The sequence below is a fragment of the Aeromicrobium sp. Leaf289 genome (assembly GCF_001423335.1).
Lineage (GTDB): Bacteria > Actinomycetota > Actinomycetes > Propionibacteriales > Nocardioidaceae > Aeromicrobium.
Map to the genome: position 1 here is coordinate 728717 of NZ_LMNK01000001.1, position 21470 is coordinate 750186.

The 21470-nt window shown below is 70.8% G+C and carries 21 protein-coding genes; 10 read left to right on the forward strand and 11 right to left on the reverse strand.

The annotated features are described in order from the left end of the window. The first annotated feature begins 142 nt into the window (after nt 1–142). The gene (locus ASF37_RS03455) at nt 143–2110 is read left to right on the forward strand and encodes a hypothetical protein (protein WP_056579105.1); all 1968 of its coding nucleotides are present in this window, start codon (nt 143–145) and stop codon (nt 2108–2110) included. On the opposite strand, the gene ASF37_RS03460 is transcribed toward ASF37_RS03455, so the two are convergent. Next, nucleotides 2068–2766, reverse strand: a complete 699-nt coding sequence (locus ASF37_RS03460; protein WP_082506354.1) for a TetR family transcriptional regulator — start codon at nt 2764–2766, stop codon at nt 2068–2070. The two genes, ASF37_RS03455 and ASF37_RS03460, sit on opposite strands and share 43 nt — an antisense overlap. Before the next feature lie 187 nt (nt 2767–2953). Between ASF37_RS03460 and ASF37_RS03465 the strand changes: the two genes are divergently transcribed. The 3 genes from ASF37_RS03465 to ASF37_RS03475 all read left to right on the forward strand — a co-directional run bounded on the left by ASF37_RS03465 (nt 2954) and on the right by ASF37_RS03475 (nt 5696). Continuing rightward, nucleotides 2954–4066: a ferredoxin reductase gene (locus ASF37_RS03465; protein WP_056553808.1), complete on the forward strand. Its 1113-nt coding sequence runs from the start codon at nt 2954–2956 to the stop codon at nt 4064–4066. A gap of 41 nt (nt 4067–4107) precedes the next feature. Next, on the forward strand, nt 4108–5259 hold the full coding sequence (locus ASF37_RS03470) for an acyl-CoA desaturase (protein WP_082481862.1): 1152 nt from the start codon (nt 4108–4110) through the stop codon (nt 5257–5259). An 89-nt stretch (nt 5260–5348) separates the two neighbouring features. Further along, entirely contained in the window at nt 5349–5696 is a 348-nt protein-coding gene (locus ASF37_RS03475; RefSeq protein ID WP_056553804.1) for a DUF2200 domain-containing protein, read from the forward strand. 169 nt (nt 5697–5865) lie between these two features. Here the strand turns inward: ASF37_RS03475 and ASF37_RS03480 are convergent, their stop codons facing one another. Together ASF37_RS03480 and ASF37_RS03485 are read right to left on the reverse strand one after the other, a co-directional pair. Then, on the reverse strand, nt 5866–7605 hold the full coding sequence (locus ASF37_RS03480) for a CocE/NonD family hydrolase (RefSeq protein WP_056579106.1): 1740 nt from the start codon (nt 7603–7605) through the stop codon (nt 5866–5868). Nucleotides 7606–7692: 87 nt separating this feature from the next. Beyond that, nucleotides 7693–8538 (reverse strand): sigma factor, encoded by an 846-nt coding sequence (locus ASF37_RS03485; protein WP_082506355.1) that lies wholly within the window; start codon nt 8536–8538, stop codon nt 7693–7695. A 110-nt stretch (nt 8539–8648) separates the two neighbouring features. Here ASF37_RS03485 and ASF37_RS03490 point away from each other — a divergent pair, with 110 nt between their 5' ends. After that, nucleotides 8649–8891 carry a hypothetical protein gene (locus ASF37_RS03490; protein WP_055966737.1) on the forward strand — a complete coding sequence of 81 codons (243 nt, stop codon included), beginning with the start codon at nt 8649–8651 and terminating at the stop codon, nt 8889–8891. 13 nt (nt 8892–8904) lie between these two features. Here the strand turns inward: ASF37_RS03490 and ASF37_RS03495 are convergent, their stop codons facing one another. Both ASF37_RS03495 and ASF37_RS03500 read right to left on the reverse strand, forming a co-directional pair. Further along, nucleotides 8905–9576 carry an NADPH-dependent F420 reductase gene (locus ASF37_RS03495; RefSeq protein ID WP_056579107.1) on the reverse strand — a complete coding sequence of 224 codons (672 nt, stop codon included), beginning with the start codon at nt 9574–9576 and terminating at the stop codon, nt 8905–8907. Next, nucleotides 9573–10691 carry an LLM class flavin-dependent oxidoreductase gene (locus tag ASF37_RS03500; protein ID WP_082506383.1) on the reverse strand — a complete coding sequence of 373 codons (1119 nt, stop codon included), beginning with the start codon at nt 10689–10691 and terminating at the stop codon, nt 9573–9575. Before ASF37_RS03500 ends, ASF37_RS03495 begins: the two co-directional genes overlap by 4 nt. Nucleotides 10692–11002: 311 nt before the next feature. On the opposite strand from ASF37_RS03500, the gene ASF37_RS03505 reads away from it, so the two are divergent. Continuing rightward, nucleotides 11003–11746 carry a nuclease-related domain-containing protein gene (locus ASF37_RS03505; RefSeq protein ID WP_235499941.1) on the forward strand — a complete coding sequence of 248 codons (744 nt, stop codon included), beginning with the start codon at nt 11003–11005 and terminating at the stop codon, nt 11744–11746. A gap of 10 nt (nt 11747–11756) precedes the next feature. Here ASF37_RS03505 and ASF37_RS03510 read toward each other — a convergent pair whose 3' ends face one another. The 5 genes from ASF37_RS03510 to ASF37_RS03530 form a co-directional block, all read right to left on the reverse strand. Continuing rightward, complete coding sequence (locus ASF37_RS03510) at nt 11757–12536, reverse strand: MFS transporter (RefSeq protein WP_156368115.1); 780 nt, start codon at nt 12534–12536, stop codon at nt 11757–11759. Nucleotides 12537–12584: 48 nt separating this feature from the next. Beyond that, complete coding sequence (locus tag ASF37_RS03515; RefSeq protein ID WP_235499942.1) at nt 12585–13751, reverse strand: XdhC family protein; 1167 nt, start codon at nt 13749–13751, stop codon at nt 12585–12587. A 2-nt stretch (nt 13752–13753) separates the two neighbouring features. Continuing rightward, nucleotides 13754–14236 carry a (2Fe-2S)-binding protein gene (locus ASF37_RS03520; protein ID WP_055966728.1) on the reverse strand — a complete coding sequence of 161 codons (483 nt, stop codon included), beginning with the start codon at nt 14234–14236 and terminating at the stop codon, nt 13754–13756. A 10-nt stretch (nt 14237–14246) separates the two neighbouring features. After that, nucleotides 14247–16646, reverse strand: a complete 2400-nt coding sequence (locus tag ASF37_RS03525; protein WP_235499943.1) for a molybdopterin cofactor-binding domain-containing protein — start codon at nt 16644–16646, stop codon at nt 14247–14249. Nucleotides 16647–16779: 133 nt separating this feature from the next. Beyond that, the gene (locus ASF37_RS03530; protein ID WP_235499944.1) at nt 16780–17367 is read right to left on the reverse strand and encodes an NTP transferase domain-containing protein; all 588 of its coding nucleotides are present in this window, start codon (nt 17365–17367) and stop codon (nt 16780–16782) included. Nucleotides 17368–17528: 161 nt separating this feature from the next. Here ASF37_RS03530 and ASF37_RS03535 point away from each other — a divergent pair, with 161 nt between their 5' ends. Both ASF37_RS03535 and ASF37_RS03540 read left to right on the forward strand, forming a co-directional pair. Next, nucleotides 17529–18428 (forward strand): bestrophin family protein, encoded by a 900-nt coding sequence (locus tag ASF37_RS03535; protein ID WP_082481858.1) that lies wholly within the window; start codon nt 17529–17531, stop codon nt 18426–18428. Nucleotides 18429–18471: 43 nt separating this feature from the next. Further along, nucleotides 18472–18714, forward strand: a complete 243-nt coding sequence (locus ASF37_RS03540) for a hypothetical protein (RefSeq protein ID WP_056579109.1) — start codon at nt 18472–18474, stop codon at nt 18712–18714. A 20-nt stretch (nt 18715–18734) separates the two neighbouring features. On the opposite strand, the gene ASF37_RS03545 is transcribed toward ASF37_RS03540, so the two are convergent. Beyond that, nucleotides 18735–19580, reverse strand: a complete 846-nt coding sequence (locus ASF37_RS03545) for an alpha/beta fold hydrolase (protein ID WP_055966720.1) — start codon at nt 19578–19580, stop codon at nt 18735–18737. A 167-nt stretch (nt 19581–19747) separates the two neighbouring features. On the opposite strand from ASF37_RS03545, the gene ASF37_RS03550 reads away from it, so the two are divergent. Then, nucleotides 19748–20647, forward strand: coding sequence for an ABC transporter ATP-binding protein (locus ASF37_RS03550; RefSeq protein WP_056579110.1), 900 nt, complete (start codon nt 19748–19750; stop codon nt 20645–20647). Then, nucleotides 20644–21447, forward strand: coding sequence for an ABC transporter permease subunit (locus ASF37_RS03555; protein WP_055966715.1), 804 nt, complete (start codon nt 20644–20646; stop codon nt 21445–21447). The genes ASF37_RS03550 and ASF37_RS03555 overlap by 4 nt, the downstream gene beginning before the upstream one ends. Nucleotides 21448–21470 lie beyond the last annotated feature (23 nt).

Here is a 21470-nt window from a genome sequence, read left to right on the forward strand (position 1 = left end):
CCCGTGCTCGCCGAGGGGGCTGCGCGACGCCGCCGGCCGGGCCCCTGGGCCCTCGACACGACGCGGAGCCCGGGTGGATCCAGGACCGATGCGGGACCGCGGGCCCTCCGTGACGGGCCGGGACGGGACCTAGGTTCCAGGTGTGTCGATCTCGGGCCCTCGCCGCCATGTCCTGCCAGCCTTCCTCCAGCGGGCCACCGCACCTCCCCCGCGCGCACCGCGCGGGCAGGGGACCCTCGAGGTCGTCGGCGTCGTCGTGCTCGCCGCGGTGCTGGTGGGTGCGGGCGTCACCGCGGTGCACGCCAAGGCACCCCAGGTGACCACCACGGTCCGGTGCGCCATCGCGAAGGTCCTCGCGGCGGCCGGGGGCGGCGCGGCCTGCGCCGACGGCGAGCAGCCGGGCGGGGACGGTGAGCAGCCGGGCGAGGGCGGCGACCAGCCGGGTGGTGACGACCCGGTCGATCCCGACACCCCGATCCTCAACCCGGAGGACCCCTCCGACCCGCGCTGCAAGGACGCGCAGCCGCCGAGCGGACCCATCGACGGCGAGCACCCCACGCTCGTGCAGGTCGGCTGCCGCAACCTCTACGTGCCCGAGGACTGCCAGACCGAGTGGGACGCCTACCGCACGGCGACGGAGGGCGCGGCACGCGCCAAGACCGCCGGAGCACTCGGCACCTGCGTGGGAGACACGTACGACCGGATCGAGCCGCCGTGCGTGACGTCCTCCAACAGCGAGGTCGACCGCTCCGAGGTCCGCATCCTGTTCGTGAAGTTCGGCAGCTCGGACGGCATGCTCGTCGAGGACCTCGGCGACGGAAGGGTCCGGGTGCACCTGCTGGAGGGCACCGAGGTCGGCGGCGAGGTCTCCGGCAGCGGCAAGGGCATCGACTTCAGCGTCGGCGGTGTCACCGGGTACGAGAAGGGACAGACCTACGAGTTCCACGACATGGAGAAGGCCCAGGAGTGGCTCGACTGGTACCAGCAGTACCGGACCATCGACGCGAACGTCCAGGGCCTGATGCAGACCAGCACCATCTGTCCCCGACCCGGGCAGTGCCCACCGAACCCGTACCACGTGCAGCAGGCGCAGAAGCTCATGGAGCGCAAGAAGGAGCTGCAGGAGACCGAGCCGGAGCACCACGACCTCGCGACGTCGTCGGTGCGGTCATCCAAGGTGAAGGTCTCCGGCGGCGTCAGCTTCCCCATCTCCACGTCCAAGGGCAAGGGCTCGGGAGGCATCACGCCCGGCATCTCCGGTGACTACACCGGCGAGGTCCAGGTCGAGCAGCGCGACTGGGCCGACGGCAGCTTCACGGCGTCGTACAAGTCCACCGACCTCGGCGGCTTCCTCATCGGCGTGAAGGCGGGCGGCAAGGCGACGAAGGACAAGAAGGGCGGCAAGGACGGCGAGCAGGAGGACCGCGGCGGGGCGAAGGGCGGCGACGCCCTCGGGGCCGAGTGGGCGGGCAGCTCCTCGACGTCGGTCACCTGGGGGCCGGACGGCAAGCTCGGCAAGCTCATCGTCACCCTCGACGACCAGGCCCTCGACAGCATCAACCGCGCCGGCATCGACCTGTCCGTCGCCCTGCCCTACGGGTTCGGGCTCAGCGGCGCCTACGAGACGAAGAGCAAGGAGGGCAAGGCCACCGTCACCGAGATGATCCTCGACTTCGACCAGCACCCGGAGCTGCGTGACGAGCTGGGCCCCCGGATCGACGAGATGTTCCCCCGCGACAAGGACGGGAACCTCGAGAAGGGCGACGTCGACGTCGAGTTCGACGACGAGGTCGAGCAGACCGACGGCGGCGACCCCGTGCAGGACGTGCTCGACGAGAAGGCGAACGTGCGAGACCTGGAGTACGACGTGGCCGAGACCGAGGAGACCGGCTCCGTCGGGGTGGACTTCGTGGGCATCGACCTGTTCAAGGCCTCGTGGAGCCACGTCGAGTCCCAGAAGGACCTCACGGGGTCGTCGTTCGAGATCACCGACGTCACGGGCACGCGGCAGACGGTCAGCCCGGCCCCCAAGTGCAAGGCGCTGCCGTTCACCCAGCCCGACGACTACTACACCGGCGAGTTCTCCGACCCGCCCGTCGCCCGGATCTGAGCGCTTCCGCCCCGGTCCTCGGGGCGGGAACGCCAGTGGATGGCGCCGATCGACAGCATCCGCAGCTGCGTGGTCGTCATCAGGGCGACCTCGCGGTCGAAGGCGGCGGTCCGTGGACCCTGCAGGAGCCGTTCGGCCGCCGCGACCATCGCCGTGACGATGAGGTCCGCCGAGGTGCGCAGGTCGTCGTTCGACCAGTGCACGGCGCCGGGCAACCTGGCGAAGTCGGTGGCGATCTCGGCCTCGAACAGGTCGAGCTCGTGCCGGATGGCGGCGCGCACCCCGGGCACGCCCCCCACTCGTTCACGGCTGATGAAGCCGAAGTGCGCCGGGTCGGACCGGACACGCTCGACGAGGACGTCGACGGACTGGCCGATCACGCCCCCGACCGACGGCGCCGCGCTGCGCACGTCGCGGATCATGCGCCGCAACGACGAGAACGACTCGTCGACGAGGGCCAGGCCGAGGTCCTCGGCCGAGACGAAGTGCCGGTAGAACGCCGTGGGGGCGATGCCCACCTCGCGGGCCACGTGCCGCAACGACAGGGCCGAGAGAGAGCTCTGCTCGGTGAGCACGAGGGCCGCGTCGAGGATGGCGCGACGGGTGCGCTCCTTGCGCTCGGTGCGCGTGGGCAGGGCGTCGGGCTGGTCCTCCATGCGGCCGAGCGTACCTGTGTCGGTGGACACGTGACCACCGTTGCCCCCGCCTGACCTGCGCAAACACGAGACGTGCCTGCCGTCACAGGGGCAACACGTTGACATTCGGAGTGTCACATACCGACAGTTGGTGGACAGGTGTCCACTAACGCACCTCGACCCGACCCCGAACTGCGAAGGACCGACCATGACGGCGACCGCCACGACCGGCCTCCCTCCGCTCGCCCAGCGCGTGCTCGGCTCGCGCCTGCTCGCGTCCCTGACGTCTCCGCACGGCGTCGACCACTACCTGCGCCAGGTCAACCCCATGTGGGCCGCGACCGACGTGCGCGCCCAGGTCGTGGACGTGAAGCGCGAGACGGACGGCGAGCACCCGGTCGCCACGCTCACGCTCGAGCCGACGAGCACGTGGCGCGGTCACCGCTCCGGCCAGTACGTCCAGGTCGGACTCGAGATCGACGGCCGCCGCACCACCCGCTGCTTCTCCATCTCCTCGGCCGCGTCGCTCCCCGGCGAGCAGTTCACGATCACCGTGCGCGCCCACGAGGAGGGCGTCGTCTCCAAGCACCTCGTGCGCGAGGCCCAGCCCGGCCTGATCCTCCACCTCAGCCAGGCCGAGGGCGACTTCACGATGCACGAGAGCGCCGCGACGCCGACCAACAACCACCTCGTGATGATCTCGGGCGGCTCCGGCATCACCCCGGTCATGTCGCACGTGCGGACGCTCCTGCGCGACGGGTACGACCACCACGCGCAGCGCAAGGTCACGTTCGTGCACTACGCCCGCTCCCCCGAGGACCAGATCTTCGCCGAGGAGCTCGCCGAGATCGCCGCCAATGACAACGGCGTCACGGTGCACCTGCGCTACGGGCCCCACCTGTTCGACCCCGAGGAGCTGCGGCTCATGGTCGGCGACTTCACCGACCTCGACACGTGGGTGTGTGGCCCGGCCGGGCTCGTCGAGCTCGTCCAGGAGGCCTACGGCGACTCGCCGCGCCTGCGGCTGGAGTTCTTCAAGCCGCCGGCGTTCGCCCGCGAGGAGGACGCCGAGGGCACCGTGGCGTTCAACGTCGCCGGCTCCACCGCCGCGAACGACGGCTCGAGCCTGCTCGAGCAGGCGGAGGCCGCCGGCCTGACGCCGGAGTTCGGCTGCCGCATGGGCATCTGCTTCTCGTGCGTCTCGCGCAAGACCGAGGGCACCGTCCGCAACATCCTCACCGGCGAGACGTCGTCGCTGCCCGACGAGGACGTCCGCATCTGCGTGTCCGCGCCCGTCGGCAGCTGCGCCGTCGACCTCTGACCTCACGACCCGCCTCCACGACCTCGTCGAAAGGAACCGCCATGACCACGATCCCGTTCGTCCCCCGCCTGAAGAAGTCCAGCACCCGCGCCTCCGCCCCCAAGGTCCCGAACCTCACCCCCGAGCAGCTCGAGGACTTCGGCAACGAGATGGACGCCCTGCGCCAGCGCATCCTCGCCGACCTCGGCGAGGAGGACGCGACCTACATCCGCAACGTCGTCAAGCGCCAGCAGCAGCTCGAGGTCGCCGGTCGCGCCCTCTTCTACGTGCCCCCGGCCTGGCCGCTCGCCGTCGCCGCGCTGAGCCTCTCCAAGATCCTCGAGAACATGGAGATCGGCCACAACGTCATGCACGGCCAGTACGACTGGATGGGCGACCCGAACCTCAGCTCGCGCATCTACGACTGGGACAACGTGTGCCCCGGCGAGCAGTGGAAGTACAGCCACAACTACATCCACCACACGTTCACCAACATCCTCGGCAAGGACCGTGACATCGGCTACGGCATCCTGCGCATGGACGAGGACCAGCCGTGGCACCCGTACTACCTCGGCAACCCGGTCTACGCCGTGCTGCTCATGCTGTTCTTCGAGTGGGGCGTGGCGATGCACGACCTCGAGGTCGAGAACATCGTCAAGGGCAAGCGCAAGATCGAGGAGAACGCGCACATGCACTCCGCGATCATGAAGAAGGTGAAGAAGCAGGCCCTGAAGGACTACCTGGTCTTCCCCGCGCTCACCGGTCCGCTGTTCCCGCTGACCTTCGCCGGCAACGTCACCGCCAACCTCATCCGCAACGTGTGGGCCTTCAACATCATCTTCTGCGGTCACTTCCCGGCCGGCGTCGCCACCTTCACCGAGGAGGAGTGCGAGGACGAGTCGCGCGGGCACTGGTACTACCGTCAGCTGCTCGGCTCGGCCAACATCAGCGGCGGCGACCTGCTCCACATGCTGTCGGGCAACCTGTCGCACCAGATCGAGCACCACCTGTTCCCCGACATCCCGGCGCGCCGCTACCGCGCCATCTCGGTCGAGGTCCAGGAGATCTGCGAGCGCTACGGCATCGAGTACAACACCGGGCCGCTGCACAAGCAGCTGTTCAGCGTCGCGAAGAAGATCTGCCACTTCGCCCTGCCGGACCGCAAGCCGAAGGCGACCGAGCCCGAGCGCGTGGACGTGCCCGCGGCCGCCTGACCGTTCCCCCACACGACGCCGTCGCCCCACGTGGGCGGCGGCGTCGTCGTGTCGGCCCGCCTGTCCTTGCTGCGGTCTACGCTGCGGGCATGGCACACAAGATCGCGTCGATGCCGTTCGGCTCGGTGTACCCGCACTACGTGACGAAGGTGGAGAAGAAGGGCCGCACCGTGGCCGAGCTCCACGAGGTGGTCACGTGGCTCACCGGCTTCGACGACGACGCGATCGCCCAGCACCTCGCGTCGGGGACGACGTTCAAGGAGTTCTTCGACCAGGCTTCGCTGCACCCGAACGCCTCGCTGATCACGGGCTCGATCTGCGGCGTGAAGATCGCCGAGATCGAGGACCCGCTCATGCTGCGGGTGCGCTACCTCGACAAGCTCGTGGACGAGCTGGCCAAGGGCCGCCCGATGGAGAAGGTGCTGCGCACCCCCTGACGCCGCACGGGGGTGGCGCCCCTGTCCCACCCGCCGGACGCACGATTCTGCCTTTGCGCGCGAGACGCCGAACGATGCTGCGTTCGTGACGGGATCCCGTCGCGGACGCAGCATCGAACCGGCCTTCGCGCGGGAACGCAGAATCCTGTGTCGTGGCGCGGGCGACCCGCTACCGCAGGGCGGCCGCCAGGTCCGACTCCGGCACGGTCGGGAGCATGAGTCGAGAGCCCGACCCCTTGCCGATCGTGACGGTGTTGAGGGCGGGGACCGACGGGAGCGACAGCGCCGACTGCCCCACGAGGGAGACCTGGATGCGGTGACCTGCCTTGAAGCGGTTGGCGATCGGCCACAGCTCCACGTGGTAGTCGCGGGCGACGCCGGGGAGCGCGAGCCTCGGGTTGCCGTAGTCGCCGTAGGGCTGCACCAGGTTCCCGTCGGAGTAGAGCGACTTCTCCTCGACGACGCCCGGGAACGCCGAGCTGAGCCGTCCGACGGTCATGGGGTGGGTCGTGCCGTCGGGCCAGACGTCGGAGACCACGGCCCAGATCGGCGTGGAGACGCCGGTGGTGGAGAGTCGGACGTCGAGCGTGCCCGGACCGATGGCCGTCACCGACTCCTTCAGCGGGGCCGACGTGAAGGTGAGCCCGGTCAGGTTCGTCAGCTTCATGTCGGTCAGGAACGGGATCCACGTGGTGAGCTGGTTGAGCGGTGCGCCCAGCGTCGAGATGGTGTGCGGATCGACCTGCGTCGGGAGCGACGTGAAGGCGGCGTACGACTGCCGACTCGTCGTCGCGTCGGGCTCGATCGTCAGGCTGCCGTCCTTGGGCGAGGCGCTCGTCCCGGCTCGCTTCGCGGACAGGGAGAGCGGCGTCCACGACGTTCCTGGCAGCGGCCACGACGACCCGTCGTAGCGGAGGAACTGTCCGTCCAGGAACTGCTCACGACCGCCGTCGGCCACGAGCATCTGCACCGCCGGCTCGTCCTCCACGCCGTTCTGGACGCCGAGCACCCATCGGTCGAGCCACTTGTCGATCTGCGCGGCACCGTGGTCGGTCCCGCGTGGGGCACCGTCGTGGGCACCGACCACGAGCAGCTGCGCCGGCGTGCCCTGCGCCTGCAGCTGCTGGAACGCCTGGTAGTCGCCGCGCGGCTCGACGTCGAAGACGCCGTCGATGAGGAGCGTGGGCACCTCGTTCGCGTCGCCGCGGAACCCGCGCTCCTTCCAGTAGGTGTTCAGCGTGGGGTTGAGCAGTCCCGCACTGAGTCCGGAGCCGAGCAGCCCGAGCACGGTCTCGGTGCCGGACAGCGGGTCGCGGGAGAGACGCTGGTCGGCCTGGACGAGCGCGAGGCCGCCGATGGCCGAGAGCACGGCGAGTCCGGGGACCGAGTTGGGGACGCCGCCGGGGACCAGCAGGTCGCGGTACAGCTCGAACGTGCCCGACCGCATGACGGCGGCCTTCACGCACGGCAGCTCCTGGTGCTGGGAGTTGAAGTAGGTGATCGCGCTGGCCGAGAACCCGACCACGGCGAGACGGCCGTCGCTCCAGGGCTGGGAGCATGCCCACGCGAGGGTGTCGCGCACGTCGCGCTGCGTCTTCGGCCCGAGGACGTCGAACCCACCGCCGCTGTCACCCGTGCCGCGGATCTGGACGGTGAGGAAGTTGTACTCCTCCCCCACGCTGAAGCTGGCCCCGCGCTCGCCGTAGGGCGTGAACTCGACGACCGTCGGTCGCGCCTGCAGGGGCGCTGCGCCGCTGACCGCCGCTGCGAGCGAGGCCCCGGTGCTCGTGCTCACGCGCACCTTCGTGGTCTCGCGCTCCCCGTCCGCGGCGTGCGCTGGTGCGCCGAGCGCTCCCAGCACGAGCGCGGTGGAGGCGGCGACGAGCAGCGACCGGGAACGAGTGACCATGGAAACCTCCGGATAACTGGTGCGTCCGTACCAGTAAGGGACTGGTACGTGTGTACCACTTCCCCGTCGTCCTGCCAAGACCTTGGCTCAGATCAGGTCCCCTGCCGCGCGACGTCGCACGGCGGTCAGGACCTCGGCCTCCGCGCGGAACACGATGCCGTGGACCCGACCGTCCTCGATCGTGAAGTCGAAGGCGACCTTCGCCTCACCGCGGTGGATCCATGCAGCGCCGGGACGGTCTCCGACGAAGACCGGGAAGGCGGCGTGCGCCCCACCCCGGAAGAAGCCCGCGACGTCGCCGGCGCCGTCGAGCCGACTCGGCGTGCCCAGGGCCACGGCCGCGGCGTCGCCCTCCACGACCACGCCTGGGGCGAGCAGCTCGAGCAGCCGCTCGAGGTCTCCCTCCTTCGCCGCCGCCATGAAGGCGTCGACCACCTCCCAGGCGGCGAGCCGATCCTCCGGCACGGGCGCGCTCACCTTCGCCCGTGCTCGCGAGGCGAGCTTGCGCGCCGCGGCCGGGGTCGTGCCGAGCATGGCGGCGATCGTCGCGAAGTCGAAGGCGAAGCTGTCGTGCAGCACGAACGAGACCCGCTCGGCCGGGGTGAGCCGGTCGAGCACCACCTGCAGCGCGACCCCGACGGTGTCGGCGAGCACCACCTCGTCGACCGGGTCGGCCACCGTGCCACCCGGGCCGACGTCCTCGACGGGGATCGGCGTGCGCGCTCGGAGCCGGTCGAGGCAGAGTCGTGACGTGACCGTGGTCAGCCAGCCCGGCAGGTTGTCGATCGACTCCTCCGTGCCATGCAGACGCAGCCACGCGTGCTGGACCACGTCCTGCGCGGCGTCGTGGTCGGAGAGGATGCGCGCAGCCAGCCGCAGCAGCCGCGGGCGTTCGGCCTCGAAGGCGGCGGTGAGGATGTCGTCGGAGGGCACGTCGTCACACTTTCGTCGTCCGGATCGTCACCACCATGACGCACGCCGGACCGAGCGTGTGACACGACGACCCACTTCCCCGGCGGGAGGTGCTGCGAAAGGATGGACCCATGAAGAGCATGACGTGCCAGGACCTCGGCGGACCGTGCGACCTCGTGCACTCCGGGGAGACCGCCGACGAGGTGATCGTCGCCCAGGACGCGCACCTGAAGGAGCGCGAGAAGGCGGGGGACGCCGCCCACCAGCCCGCCCGTGACGACATGAAGGGTCGCTGGCGCCGGCCCCGCAAGTCGCTCGGCTGGTACAACGACGTGAAGAAGCGGTACGCCGAGCTGCCCGACGACCCCGCCTGAACCGACCCGAACGTCAGGTGCGGGCGGCCACGACCTCGCGGCCGCGGGTGGATTCCGCGAAGCGCGCCACCATCGTCCGCAGCTCGTCGGCCCCGACGTTCGCGCCGAACGGCTCGGTGCCCGGCTCCAGCCGGACTCCGTCGGCCAGTCCGCCGATGACGACAGGGTCGAAGCCCAGGTCGTCGACCAGTGCGGCCATACGGGAGACGGCGTCGGCGGAGTCGCCGGCGACCGCGATGGCTCGACGTCCGGGCGCACCTGCGGGCAGGGCGCCGTCCTCGAGGTCGTGGTAGCCCATGTGGTTGAACGCCTTGACGACGTCGGCACCGGCGAGGAACGCCTGCACGATCTCGCTCGTGGACGTGCGGGGGTCGGTCAGGTCGTCGCGCACGCCGTCGACCTCCCACCAGTAGTTCATGGCGTCGACCACGACCTTGCCGACGAGCGCGGCCACCGGGATGGACCGGTACTTGCCGAGCGGCAGGGCGAGGACCACGAGGTCGGCCCTGGCCGCGGCGTCGGCGGCGGTCGTGGCCACGGCGCCGGGCGCGAGCACGTCGACCGTCAGCTCGATGTCCTCGGCAGGACCCGACCCCGCGACGAGGACGTCGTGACCGGCCGCGACGGCGAGCCTTGCCAGCACCGTGCCGACCTTGCCGGCGCCCAGGATGCCGACGGTGGTCACGCCTGCACCCCCGCCGGAACCACGGCGTCGGCAGCGAGCAGCTCGCGGACACGCGGGATGACCTCGGTGCCGTAGAGCTCGACCGAGCGCAGCCGGTCGGCCGCCGGCGTGGAGCCGGTCGTGTAGATCATGTCGAAGCGACCGACCCCCAGCGTCCTGATCGCGGCCGCCATCTTGGTCGCGACCGTCTCCGGGGAGCCCAGGTAGAGGGAGCCGTGCTCGATCTCGCGCTCGTAGTCGCGCGGTGTGACCGGCGGCCAGCCGCGGTCGCGGCCGATGCGGTCGCGCGACGCCTTGAAGTGCGGCCAGGCGATCTTCGCGGCGGCCGCGTCCGTGTCGGCCACGAAGCCCGGCGAGTGCATCCCGACCGGGTGCGCCGTGGTTCCGAACTTCTCGGCAGCCCGGCGGTACAGGTCCAGGTAGGGGGCGAAGCGGTCGGCCGGTCCGCCGATGATCGCGATCATGAGCGGCAGGCCGTACTTCGCCGTGCGGACCACGGACTGCGGTGACCCACCGACCCCGACCCAGGTGTCGAGGCGTCCGGAGTCGGTCTTGGGGTAGACGTCGGCGTCCGCGAGGGCGGCGCGCGTGCTGCCGCTCCAGGTGACGGGCTCCTCCTTGAGCAGCTCGGCGAAGAGCTCGATCTTCTCCTCGAAGAGCGTGTCGTAGTCGGCGAGGTCGTAGCCGAACAGCGGGAACGACTCGGTGAACGACCCACGACCCAGGATCACCTGGGCGCGGCCGTTCGAGAGCGCGTCGAGGGTGGCGAACCGCTGGAACACCCGAACCGGGTCGTCCGACGACAGGACGGTGACGCCCGAGGCGAGCGTGATGCGCTCCGTCCGGGTGGCGATGCCGGCCAGCACGGTCTCCGGGCTGGAGATCGCGAAGTCGGACCGGTGGTGCTCACCGAGGGCGATCACGTCGACGCCCACCTGGTCGGCCAGCACCGCCTCGTCGACCACCTGACGGATCGCGTCGGCATGCGAGAGCAGCTCACCGTCCGCGCCCTGGGGGATGTCGCCGAAGGTGTCGAGCCCGAAGACGACGTCATGGGTCGCCCCGGCGCTCGAGGAGGTGCTCGACGTGATCGCGTCGTGGGAGTGGGTCGTCATGGCGGCCGCCTTCCGGTTCGAGGCCAATGTAGTTCAACGTTCATCTACTTCAAGGTCCGACCCTCCCCCACTATTCCCGGTCGCATCGTGCGAACGCCTGCGGCCCGACCGCGACCCGTCGTACCGTTCTCGTCCATGCCGAGCGATGGGAGTGGCTCATGGCATCAGGTGACGTCGTCGCGGGCAGGCACCGTGCGTCGACCAGCGACACCGACAAGCGGATGCGCCTGCGCTACGCAGGGACCTGCAGACTGTGCGACGCACACCTGTCGGCGCGCGAACCAGCGATCTACGAACGGTCCAGCAGGACCGTGCGCTGCATCGACTGCTCGGCCTCCGGACCGGCGCAGCCGCCGGCCGTGGCGGCGGCTGCGGCCCCGCCAGCCGCTCAGGACGTCGAACCGTCCGACGTCGCACCCGGATCGGCCGGTGCGTCCGCACGCCGTGAGCACGAACGCCGCCGGTCCAACGACGAGAAGCGACTGCGCGAGCGGTGGGGCCGGCTCGGTGGCCTGGCGGTCGCACTGTCGAGCGAGCCCCAGAGCACCGCGGCCTGGTCCAAGGGCGCCGTGGGCGAGGAGCGTGTGGGCAGGATGCTCGACGACCTCGCCGACCGCGGCGTGCTCGCGCTCCACGATCGTCAGGTCCCCGGGTCCCGCGCGAACATCGACCACCTCGCCGTCACGGCAGCGGGGATCTGGGTGATCGACGCGAAGCGCTGCACCGGGCGACCTCGACTCAGGGTCGAAGGGGGCGTGATCCGTCCTCGCGTCGAGAAGCTGTACGTGGGGAGCCGCAACTGCACCCGTCTGGTCGACAGCGTGCTGAAGCAGGCCAGCCTCGTCCGCGATGTCGTCGGCGACCAGGTTCCCGTCCACGCGGCCCTGTGCTTCGTCGAGGCCGACTGGCCCCTGATCGGGGGCGACTTCGTCACGCGCGACGTACGGGTGGCGTGGCCGAGGCGGCTCTCCGCGGCGCTGACGAGCGACGCCGGTGCCCCGATCGACCAGCACCACGTGCGGCGCCGGCTCGCGGAGGTCTTCCTTCCGGCCTGACTCTCAGGACTCAGGCGTCAGCGGGCCGTCGAGCGACCAGGGCGGCCGTCACGACGACGATCACTGCGGCCGCGACCAACGCGGCCACGAGCACTCCCGTGGTGCCGTCGGCGTTGCCGGTGACGGCGATCCCGACCATGGCCCAGGTACCGGCCGCGGCGTACGCCACGATGCCACCGGTCCGCACGAGCACGGCGAGCAGCACGACGGCGGCGACGGCCAGCACGACCAGCTGCCAGGGCAGCTCGTCCGCCTCGACGAGCCCGGCGTCGACCATCGCCGTCGAGACGTTGAGGAAGAACGCGGCGGTGACCCAGCCGGCGTAGAGACCCACGGACGCACGCGTGAGCACGGAGAACCACCCCGGCTCGAACGTCGAGCGCGCGGTGGTGAGCACGGCATCGATCGCGGCCACGAACATCACGAGCAGCGCACCGGCGGTCGCCAGGCTGCTGTCGAGTCCCGCCAGCACGATCCACACCGCTCCGCCGAGGTACAGCACCGTGAGATCGACCTGCAGACGTCGAGGAACCGCGTGCGCACCCCTCACCAGCACGACGACGGACTGTGCGATCGCGAGGGTGTAGATGACGCCCCAGATGGAGAACGCCCAGCCGACCGGGGTGATCAGCAGCTCCGGGCCCGACCCGGCTCCGGGCGAGCTGCCCGGTCCGTTGATCGTGACCACGGGTGCCACCACCTCGAGGATCGCCGCCGCCAGGACCGTGAACGCCAGCCAGCGCTCCCCGCCGTGAGTCGTCACCGACCTCGTGTCATTCGTCGTCACCATGTCTCGACAGTACGGACGAATCGAGGGTTCAGCGCGTCGTGCGCACGCTCAGGGCCGACCTACCGATACCGGTCCGGACGGGCTTGGAACGCTGGCATCGGCGTGGATCGGCCCGTCCATCTGGCCGAGCCGGCGACCGCTGCCGCCCCGACGCACGGCCACCAGCTCCGCTGCGATGCTGAGCGCCGTCTCCTCAGGCGTCTGGGCACCGAGGTCGAGTCCGAGGGGCGAGCGCAGTCGCGCCAGCTCCGTCTCCGTGACGCCTTCTTCGCGCAGCCGCCCCATCCGCTCGTGGTGCGTGCGTCGCGAGCCCATCGCCCCCACGTACCCGACGCGGGGCAGGCGCAGTGCCTGCTGCAGGACGGGCACGTCGAACCGCGCGTCATGAGTCAGCACGCAGACCGCCGTCCGCGCATCGACACGACCCGCCGCCGCCTCTTGCTCGAGGTAGCGGTGGGGCCAGTCCACGACCACCCGGTGTGCCTGCGGGAAGCGCTCGGCCGTGGTGAAGACGGGGCGCGCGTCACACACCGTGACGTCGTAGCCCAGGAAGCGGCCGGCGCCCGCGAGGGCACCGGCGAAGTCGACGGCTCCGAAGATCAGCAGACGCGGGGCGGGTGCCCACACCTGCACGAACGCTCGGACACCGGTCTCGAGCAGCGAGCCGTCCGCACCGCAGTGCACCTGGCCGGTGGCACCCGTCGACAGCATCGCCCGCGCCCGGTCCACGAGCGTCCGCTCGAGGTCGGGACCCAGCGTGGTGCCGTCGGGGACCACGTCGGGGAGCACCACGATCCGCGTGCCCACGGCTTCGGGGTCCGGATGCTCCAGCACGGTCACCAGGGCCGAGGCGGTCCCGGCGGCGGCGCGCTTCGCGAGCTTCTCCAGGTCGGCGGCCTCGTCGAGCCGCTGCACGAACACCTCGATCCGTCCGCCGCACGTGAGCCCGACGTCGAACACCTCGTCGGCGGCGAAGCCGAAGGTGCGCAGGCTGGGCGCACCCGTGGCCAGGGTGTTCTCGGCGAGGTCGAACACGGCGGCCTCCACGCAGCCGCTGGAGACCGACCCGGCGACCTCCCCGTCGGCCGAGACCACCATGGCCGCACCAGGGAGTCGGGGAGCCGACCCCGACGTGCCCACCACCGTGGCGAGGGCCACGGGTGAGTCTTGCGCCCAGCGAGCCGCGCTCGCGAGGACGTCGTCCGCGACGGCCACGGCTACCGCATCAGCTTCTCGCCGGCGCGCACGGCCTCGCGGATGCGCGTGTACGTGCCGCAGCGGCAGACGTTGCGGATCGCGTCGAGGTCGTCGTCGGTGACGGCGCGGCCCTCGCGCTTCACCTTCTCGACCAGCGCGACGGCCGCCATGATCTGACCGGGCTGGCAGTAGCCGCACTGCGCGACGTCGCGCTCGACCCACGCCTGCTGCATCGGGTGCAGGTCGTCACCGGGCGTTGTGTCGGCGAGTCCCTCGATCGTGGTCACCTCGTCGGAGGCCGAGAGCTTGTCGACCGGCACGGCGCAGGGGTTGAACGCCTTGCCGTTGAGATGCGAGGTGCAGGCCTTGCAGACGTTGATCCCGCAGCCGTACTTCGGTCCCGTGACGCCGAGGACGTCGCGCAGCACCCAGAGCAGGCGCACGCCCTTCTCGACCTCGACGGTGACCTTCTCGCCGTTGAGCTGAAAGCTGTAGCTGGGCATGAAGGGCTCCTCAGGAGACGAAGTCGAGGCCGTTGGTCGGCGACGCGGGGACGGGTGGGACGAAGGACTTGGGCTCGAAGTGGAGCGGGTCGCGGAAGTTGATCGGGAACTCGGTGGGCATCTTCCCGGTGGCCCTGGCGTAGGCGCACGCGACGGCCGCGGCCGAGGCGGCCACCCCCGCCTCGCCGATTCCGCCGGGCTCCGTGCTGTCGGACTCCATGACCTCGCAGACGAACTCGAGCGGGGTGTTCCACTGACGGGTGTAGGCCGAGTTGTCCCAGCTGGCCTCCAGGAAGTGCCCGTCGACGAGGTGGTTGCCGTAGGTGAGGACCTGTGACATGCCGTCGCTGAAGCCACCCATCATCTGGGCCTCGATGCCGAGCGGGTTGATGGCCAGGCCGCAGTCGACGACGATCGTCGCCTTGGTGACCCGGGGTCCGGTGACCGCGTCGCGCACCTTCCGGTTCACCGTCTGGGGCCGGCAGTCGAGCTCGACCACCACGGCGGTCGCGCCCTTGTACTCCTTGTGGATCGCGACACCCTGGGCCGTGCCGGCCGGCATCGACTTGCCCCACTCCCCCAGCTCGGCGGCACGGTCCAGCACCCGTCGGACGACGCCGCTCTTGGTGTACTGACGCCGGAACGCGACCGGGTCCTTCTTCAGCCGGTTCGCCAACTGGTCGACGATCAGCTCGTTCGCCACCCGCACGTCGGGCGAGTAGATGTTGCGCACGGAGCTGGTGTTGAACCGGGTGAAGTCGTAGTTGGTCTCGTTCAGCAGCTGCGTGGTGACGCCGAAGTTGTACGGGATCTCCTGCGTGAGCAGGAAGATCGTCTCCGAGAACCCCAGGTTCGCCAGGCCGGTCGGCAGGGCCGCGACCTCCGCGGTGAGGCGTTCACCGAGACCGTGGGTGAAGTCGCAGGTGACCGACGTGTGGCGCTGCTCGAAGGTCGCGATGCTCTCGCCCAGCACCGTCGCCCGCACGCGCGACGTCGACATCGGGTGCACCCGACCCTGCCGCGGCTCGTCGGCGCGGTGCCACATGAGCTTGACCGGCACGCCGAAGGCCTTGGAGACCTCCGCGGCCTCGATGGCACCGTCGCTGAACAGCTTGCGGCCGAACGAGCCACCGCCGGTGACGACGTTCACCTTCACCTTGCCCTGCGGCAGACCGAGGACCTTGGCGATCTTGGACTGCGCGTCGATGGGCGACTTGAGGCCGCTCCAGATCTCGGCGGAGTCCTTGCGGACGTCGGCGATCGCGCAGTTCGGCTCGAGCGCGGACCCGCTGCGGAAGTGGAACGTGAAGCTGCCCTCGACCGTCGTCGCCCCGAGGGCCGGCACGGCGAGCGGTAGCTCGGCGGCCTTGAGCTCGGCCAGGATGTCGTCGGCCTTCTTGCCCGGCACCGTGCCCTCGCTCCACTCGACGTCGAGGGCGCGGACGGCGTCGATGCACTGGCCGAAGGTCTTGGCGCGCACGGCCACGCCCGTCGGCACCACGCCCACGTGGGTGACGCCGGGCATGGCCTTCACCTCCGCGGCGTTGCGCACGCTCTTGGGCTTGCCATTCAGGTCGGGTGCCCGGCACACCATGGCGGGCAGGGCGTCGGGGACGTCGAGGTCCATCGCGAACTTCTTGCGCCCGGTCACGGCGTCGACGGCGTCGATGCGGCGTTGCGGCGTGCCGACGACGGACCGCTTGGGGGCGTCGTCGAGGTCGACCTCCACCTCCTTCGTGGTCGGCGAGGCGGCCTTCGCCGCGGCCTGGCCGTACGTGACGGACGAGCCGAGCGAGTCGAAGATCGCGCCGCCCTTGGTGGTGAGGCTGCTGACCTGGGCACCGAGCAGGATCGCGGCGGCGTCGAGCAGGGACTTGCGGGCCACCGCCGCGGCCACCCGGATGGGCGTGTAGGTCGAGATCGTGGTGTTCGAGCCGCCGGTGAGCTGGTTGAACAGCAGCTCGGGTCGGGCGGGGGCGAGGGTGACGTTGACCCGCTCGAGCGGCAGATCGAGCTCCTCGGCGATGATCATGGCCGTCGAGGTGGTGATGCCCTGGCCGACCTCCATGCGCGGCAGCGCGAAGGTGGCGTCGCCCTTCTCGTCGATCTCGATGGCGATCAGGTTCGACGTCGGGAGCGCACAGTGCGTCAGGAAGTCGTTGAGGTCGTAGATCTCGGGGATCTGCGGCACCGACGGCAACGGCAGGGCGGCTGCCGGCGACGCGCCGAGGCCGAGGTCGGCGGCGACCACCAGTCCGGCGCTGCCGAGGACGTAGCCGAGGAAGCGTCGACGGGTGGTCCGACCGGGCGGCGCCGGTCGTGCCGCTGCATCCGGTTCCTGAGCGTGCGGTTCCGGGGACTGCGGGGTGCGGTCGTGGGCGGACGGGGACAGCTCGTGCGGGACAGTCACGGGTTCACACTTTCGTCGGGGCTCTGGGGGGGCTTTGAACGAAGGCGGGGGAAGCATCACCGTGACACAGGTCACCGCACCGCGCAGATCAACCTGCGACCGGATCTCACGAATCGGACCGATCGGACCGGTTCTACGCGTCGAGGCCCGATGCCGTGTCGACGTCACGGCCGCCCGCGAGGTCGCCGCACTCCACCTCCGCGGCACCCCGGGACCGCAGGTACTCGCGCGCGCCCGCGTCGCCGCCCGCGGACGCGACGATCCCGGCCCAGTGGTCTCGACCGACGAGCACCGGGTGGCCGGGACGGGACGAGTAGCTCGCCCGCGCGAGAGCCCCTGTCCAGACCCCCGTCGCCGCGAGCCGCCTGACCACGTCGGGTCCGACGTCGGGCAGGTCGACCAGGTGGATCAGGACCGCCGTCGCCGTCGAGTCCTCCACCGACCGCAGCCCTGCACGCAGCGAGGCCGACATGCCCTCGTCCCAGCGGCGGGCGACGACGACGTCGGCGTCGTCGGGCACCAGGGCTCGCGCCTCCTCGGCCGCGGCCCCGAGGACCACGGTGACCGTGCTGCATCCGCCGTCCCGAAGCACCCTGACCGCACGCTCGACCCACGGCACGCCGTCGTCCCCGCGGACGAGGGCCTTCGGACGTCCCATCCGACGGCCGGCGCCGGCCGCGAGCAGGAGACCGTGAAGTCCGTCCGGCTCGTCGTGGTCCACGCGTTCCTCCTGTCGTGACCGCCCTGGTGCCGGCCGACGGTACGGGCGCGCACGGCGATCGGCAAGAGCAACGAGCGGACGCGAGTTCCCGTTCTGCGGTGTCATGTCTCTCACGTCGTCGCAGCCGTGCGTCGTGGGGATCCGTCGGTCACGCTGGCGTCATGATCACGTCGCGCCTGCCGCGGTCGGCGTCCGTCTGGCGGCCGCTCCTCGTCCCCATGGTGGTCCTGCTGACGTGGGACGTCGGCGTCACGATCGCCTTCCAGGCGGGCTGGATCGAGTTCCGTGGCATCACCATCCAGTACACGCTCTACGGCACGGCCATCGCCCTGTTCCTGGGGTTCATGGTGAACGCGGCCTACGCCCGCTGGTGGGAGGCGCGGACCCTGTGGGGCAGCATCGTGAACCACTCGCGGAACCTCGCCCGCGAGGCCACCACGCTGCTCGACCCCCTGGTCCCCGGCGCACGACCCGAGCTCGTCGACGAGATCGTCCGGGCGCAGATCGCCTACGTGCACTCCCTGCGGACCTCGCTGCGCCAGCAGGACGCCCCGGCCGAGATCGACGCCTACCTCGCTCCCGACGTCGCGGTGCGGGTGAAGAGCGCCAGCAGCTCCCCGACGGCCACCCTGTCGCACATCGGCCGGCTCGTGGCCGACGCACGGCGTCGGGGCATGGTCGACGACATCGCCCGGGTGCAGGTCGAGACGACCTTGAGCACCCTCACCGACGCCCAGGGCGGCCTCGAGCGCATCAAGAAGACCCCGCTGCCGGTGCAGTACCGGTTCCTGCCGTCGTTCTTCGCCCGCGCCTTCTGCGTCATCCTGCCGTTCGCGATCTACAAGGACCTGCAGTGGTGGACGCCGATCGGGTCCGGTCTCGTCGGCATGATGTTCCTGCTCGCGGTGCAGGTCGGTCGCGACCTCGCCGACCCCTTCGTCGACCGCGTCCACGACGTCCCGATGACCGCCATCTGCCGTGGCATCGAGATCGACCTGCTCGAGATGATCGGCGAGGATCCGCCCGCCGCCGTCACGCCGGTCGGGCAGGTGCTCTGGTGAGCGAGGCGTCGGCCGAGGCCTCGACTCCTGCCAGACTGGGGCCATGACCTCCGAGGACGATCCCGATCCGGGTCCCGACCGCGACCCGGACGTCGATCAGGACGAGGAGTCCGACAACAACATCGCGATCGGGCTCGCCCTCGGCGCGCCGCTGGGCGTCGCCATCGCTCTCGTCACCGACAACTGGGGCCTGCTCGGCATCGGCATCGCCCTGGGCCTGCTGTTCGGCGTAGCGATGGGTCGCTCGGGCGACGACGACGAGGAAGAGGGCTCAGCAGACCGGTAGACCGACGGCCGAGCATCGCCTCAGTGGGCGTCGATGAACTCCCGCAGCACGCGTGCGAAGCGGTCCGGGTCCTCCAGGTGCGGGAAGTGTCCCGCCCCCTCGAACATCTCGACGCGGCAGTCCGGCAGCTGCGCCTCCACGCTCCGTGCGTGCGACGCGGGAATCATCCGGTCCTTCGACCCCCACACGACCATCGTCGGCACGGGCAGCGCGCCGTCGAGGTGGTCGTGGGCGCTGATGCTCTGCCCCCCGATGTCGATGACGGCGCGCGTGGTGGACAGGAACGCGCGTCGGCTCTCCGCGTCCTGCAGCGAGCTGAAGCCGCGCCAGACGGCGCTGACGTCGGCGCCGGGCTTCCACCCGACCTTCGACGCTCCCCGGCCCAGCGCCTCGACACGGGACAGCACCGGCGCGGACGCGACCACGCTCAGCACCTGCGCGGCGCCCGGCAGGGTCGCGGAGCGCAGCAGCACGTTGACCTCGCGTCCCAGGCCGCCGCTGGAGACCAGCACCAGGCGCTCGACCCGCTCGGGGAAGAGGTAGAAGAACTGCATCGCGATGCCGCCCCCGAGCGAGTGACCCACGAGCGTGACCCGGTCGACGCCGAGATGGTCCAGCAGGTCGCGGAGAGCCGCGGCGTGCGCGCTGAGCGAGTAGTCGCCGAGCGGCTTGGCCGAGTCCCCGTGCCCGAACAGGTCGGGCACCACGACCCGGTGGTCGTCGTCCATCCGGTCCACCAGGTGCTCCCACTGCCGCTGCGACCCCAGGATCCCGTGGATGAACAGGACCACCGGGCCGGAGCCGGTGTCGACGTAGGAGAGGTCGTGGCCGTGCAGCCGGACGGTCTGCGGCTTCATGCGTGCCATGGGTCCACCACGATCGGGTCGTCGGACGGGACGGACCCACGGTAGGCGCACCCCGACGGTCATGCGCACCGAACCTCGGGCACGGTCACCGACTCGTACTTTCGGTCAGGTCAGGACTGGCCGTCGAACCGATACGCGCAGGGCGCGGGGCGGCGAGTGTTGACGGCATGATCACCGTTGAGTCCCTGACCCGGAGGTATGCCGGCTTCACCGCCGTCGACGACGTCTCCTTCACCGCCCGGCCCGGCCGCGTGACCGGCTTCCTCGGTCCGAACGGCGCGGGCAAGTCCACGACCATGCGCGTCATGGTCGGTCTGACCGCCCCCACGTCCGGCTCCGCCACCATCCACGGAGTCCGGTTCGCCGACCTGCCCAACCCCGGCCTGGAGGTGGGCGTCCTCCTCGACGCCTCCGCCCAGCACGCCGGCCGCACCGGTCGCGACATCCTCACGATCGCCGCAGCCACCATGGGCCTGCCCCGTGCTCGCGTCGACGAGATGCTCGACCTGGTGAGCCTGAGCTCCGTCGAGGCCGAGCGCCGGGTGCGCCACTACTCGCTCGGCATGCGCCAGCGGCTCGGCATCGCCACGGCCCTGCTCGGCGACCCCTCGGTGCTGGTCCTCGACGAGCCCGCCAACGGGCTCGACCCCGCCGGGATCCGCTGGATGCGCGACCTGCTGACGGACTTCGCCGGCCGCGGCGGCACCGTGCTGCTGTCCTCGCACCTGCTCCACGAGATCGAGGTCGTCGCCGACGACCTCGTCGTGATCGGCCACGGCAGGATCGTCGCCGCCGGCCCCAAGGAGGAGCTGCTGGCCGAGGCCGGGACGCTCGCGCGGTCGCCGTCGCCACGCGATCTCGTCCGCGCGCTCGAGCGGGCCGGGATCCCCAGCACCCTCGCCGGTGACGGCTCGGTGCGCACCGATGCCGACGCCGCCCGCGTCGGGGCCGTGGCCGCGGCCGCCGGCGTCGCCCTCACCGAGCTCCGGTCCGCCGAGGGCGCCAGGCTCGAGGACATGTTCCTCTCACTCACGGCCGACACCCAGCGCGAAGGAGCTGCAGCATGACCGCCACCATCGTCTCCCCGGCCGCCACCCCGGCCCGCCGGAGCGTCCGACCCATCCCCGCACACCGACTCGTCACGGTCGAGCTGCGCAAGATGTTCACGACACGCTCGGGATTCTGGTTGCTCGTCAGCATCGGCATCCTGTCGGTGGTCTCGGCCGGGTCGGTCGTCGTCGTGGCGCCGGACAGCGACGTCACCTACGAGAGCTTCACGCGGGCGAGTGGATTCCCGATGTCGGTGATCCTGCCGATGATCGCGATCCTGGCCGTCACGAGCGAGTGGAGCCAGCGCAGCGGGCTCACCACGTTCACGCTGGTGCCGCACCGCGGCCGCGTGATCGGCGCCAAGGCGGTCGCGACCCTCCTGGTGGGCGTCGGTTCCGTGGCCATCGCCTTCGCGGTGGGAGCACTCGCCAACGTGGGCGGCTCGGCCCTCGCCGGGGTCGACACCGCGTGGAACGTCTCGTGGGTCATGGCCTCCCAGATGCTGCTCTTCAACCTGATCGGCATGGCCGTCGGCTTCACCCTGGGTGTCGTGCTGCGCAGCTCCGCGGCCGCGATCGTGGGCTACTTCGTGGTGTCCTTCGTCCTGCCGGGCGTCCTGCTGCTCCTCGCCCAGGTGCGCCCGTGGTTCGCGGACCTGCAGCCGTGGGTCGACTGGAACGACACGCAGGTGGCGCTCCTGGAGGGCGCCATGGACACCGGCGAGGAGTGGGCCATGCTCGCCTCGACCACGACGATCTGGATCGTCCTCCCGCTCCTGGTCGGACTGCTCACCTTGCGCCGCTCCGAGGTCAAGTAGGACCTGGCCCGAACGCGTGAGAA

Bases quoted from the DNA above. Each gene is read 5' to 3' on its own strand.
- ASF37_RS03460 (WP_082506354.1), bottom strand. From the start codon at position 2,766: ATGGAGGACCAGCCCGACGCCCTGCCCACGCGCACCGAGCGCAAGGAG.
- ASF37_RS03465 (WP_056553808.1), top strand. From the start codon at position 2,954: ATGACGGCGACCGCCACGACCGGCCTCCCTCCGCTCGCCCAGCGCGTG.
- ASF37_RS03470 (WP_082481862.1), top strand. From the start codon at position 4,108: ATGACCACGATCCCGTTCGTCCCCCGCCTGAAGAAGTCCAGCACCCGC.
- ASF37_RS03475 (WP_056553804.1), top strand. From the start codon at position 5,349: ATGGCACACAAGATCGCGTCGATGCCGTTCGGCTCGGTGTACCCGCAC.
- ASF37_RS03480 (WP_056579106.1), bottom strand. From the start codon at position 7,605: ATGGTCACTCGTTCCCGGTCGCTGCTCGTCGCCGCCTCCACCGCGCTC.
- ASF37_RS03490 (WP_055966737.1), top strand. From the start codon at position 8,649: ATGAAGAGCATGACGTGCCAGGACCTCGGCGGACCGTGCGACCTCGTG.
- ASF37_RS03500 (WP_082506383.1), bottom strand. From the start codon at position 10,691: ATGACGACCCACTCCCACGACGCGATCACGTCGAGCACCTCCTCGAGC.
- ASF37_RS03510 (WP_156368115.1), bottom strand. From the start codon at position 12,536: ATGGTGACGACGAATGACACGAGGTCGGTGACGACTCACGGCGGGGAG.
- ASF37_RS03520 (WP_055966728.1), bottom strand. From the start codon at position 14,236: ATGCCCAGCTACAGCTTTCAGCTCAACGGCGAGAAGGTCACCGTCGAG.
- ASF37_RS03535 (WP_082481858.1), top strand. From the start codon at position 17,529: ATGATCACGTCGCGCCTGCCGCGGTCGGCGTCCGTCTGGCGGCCGCTC.
- ASF37_RS03540 (WP_056579109.1), top strand. From the start codon at position 18,472: ATGACCTCCGAGGACGATCCCGATCCGGGTCCCGACCGCGACCCGGAC.
- ASF37_RS03545 (WP_055966720.1), bottom strand. From the start codon at position 19,580: ATGGCACGCATGAAGCCGCAGACCGTCCGGCTGCACGGCCACGACCTC.
- ASF37_RS03550 (WP_056579110.1), top strand. From the start codon at position 19,748: ATGATCACCGTTGAGTCCCTGACCCGGAGGTATGCCGGCTTCACCGCC.
- ASF37_RS03555 (WP_055966715.1), top strand. From the start codon at position 20,644: ATGACCGCCACCATCGTCTCCCCGGCCGCCACCCCGGCCCGCCGGAGC.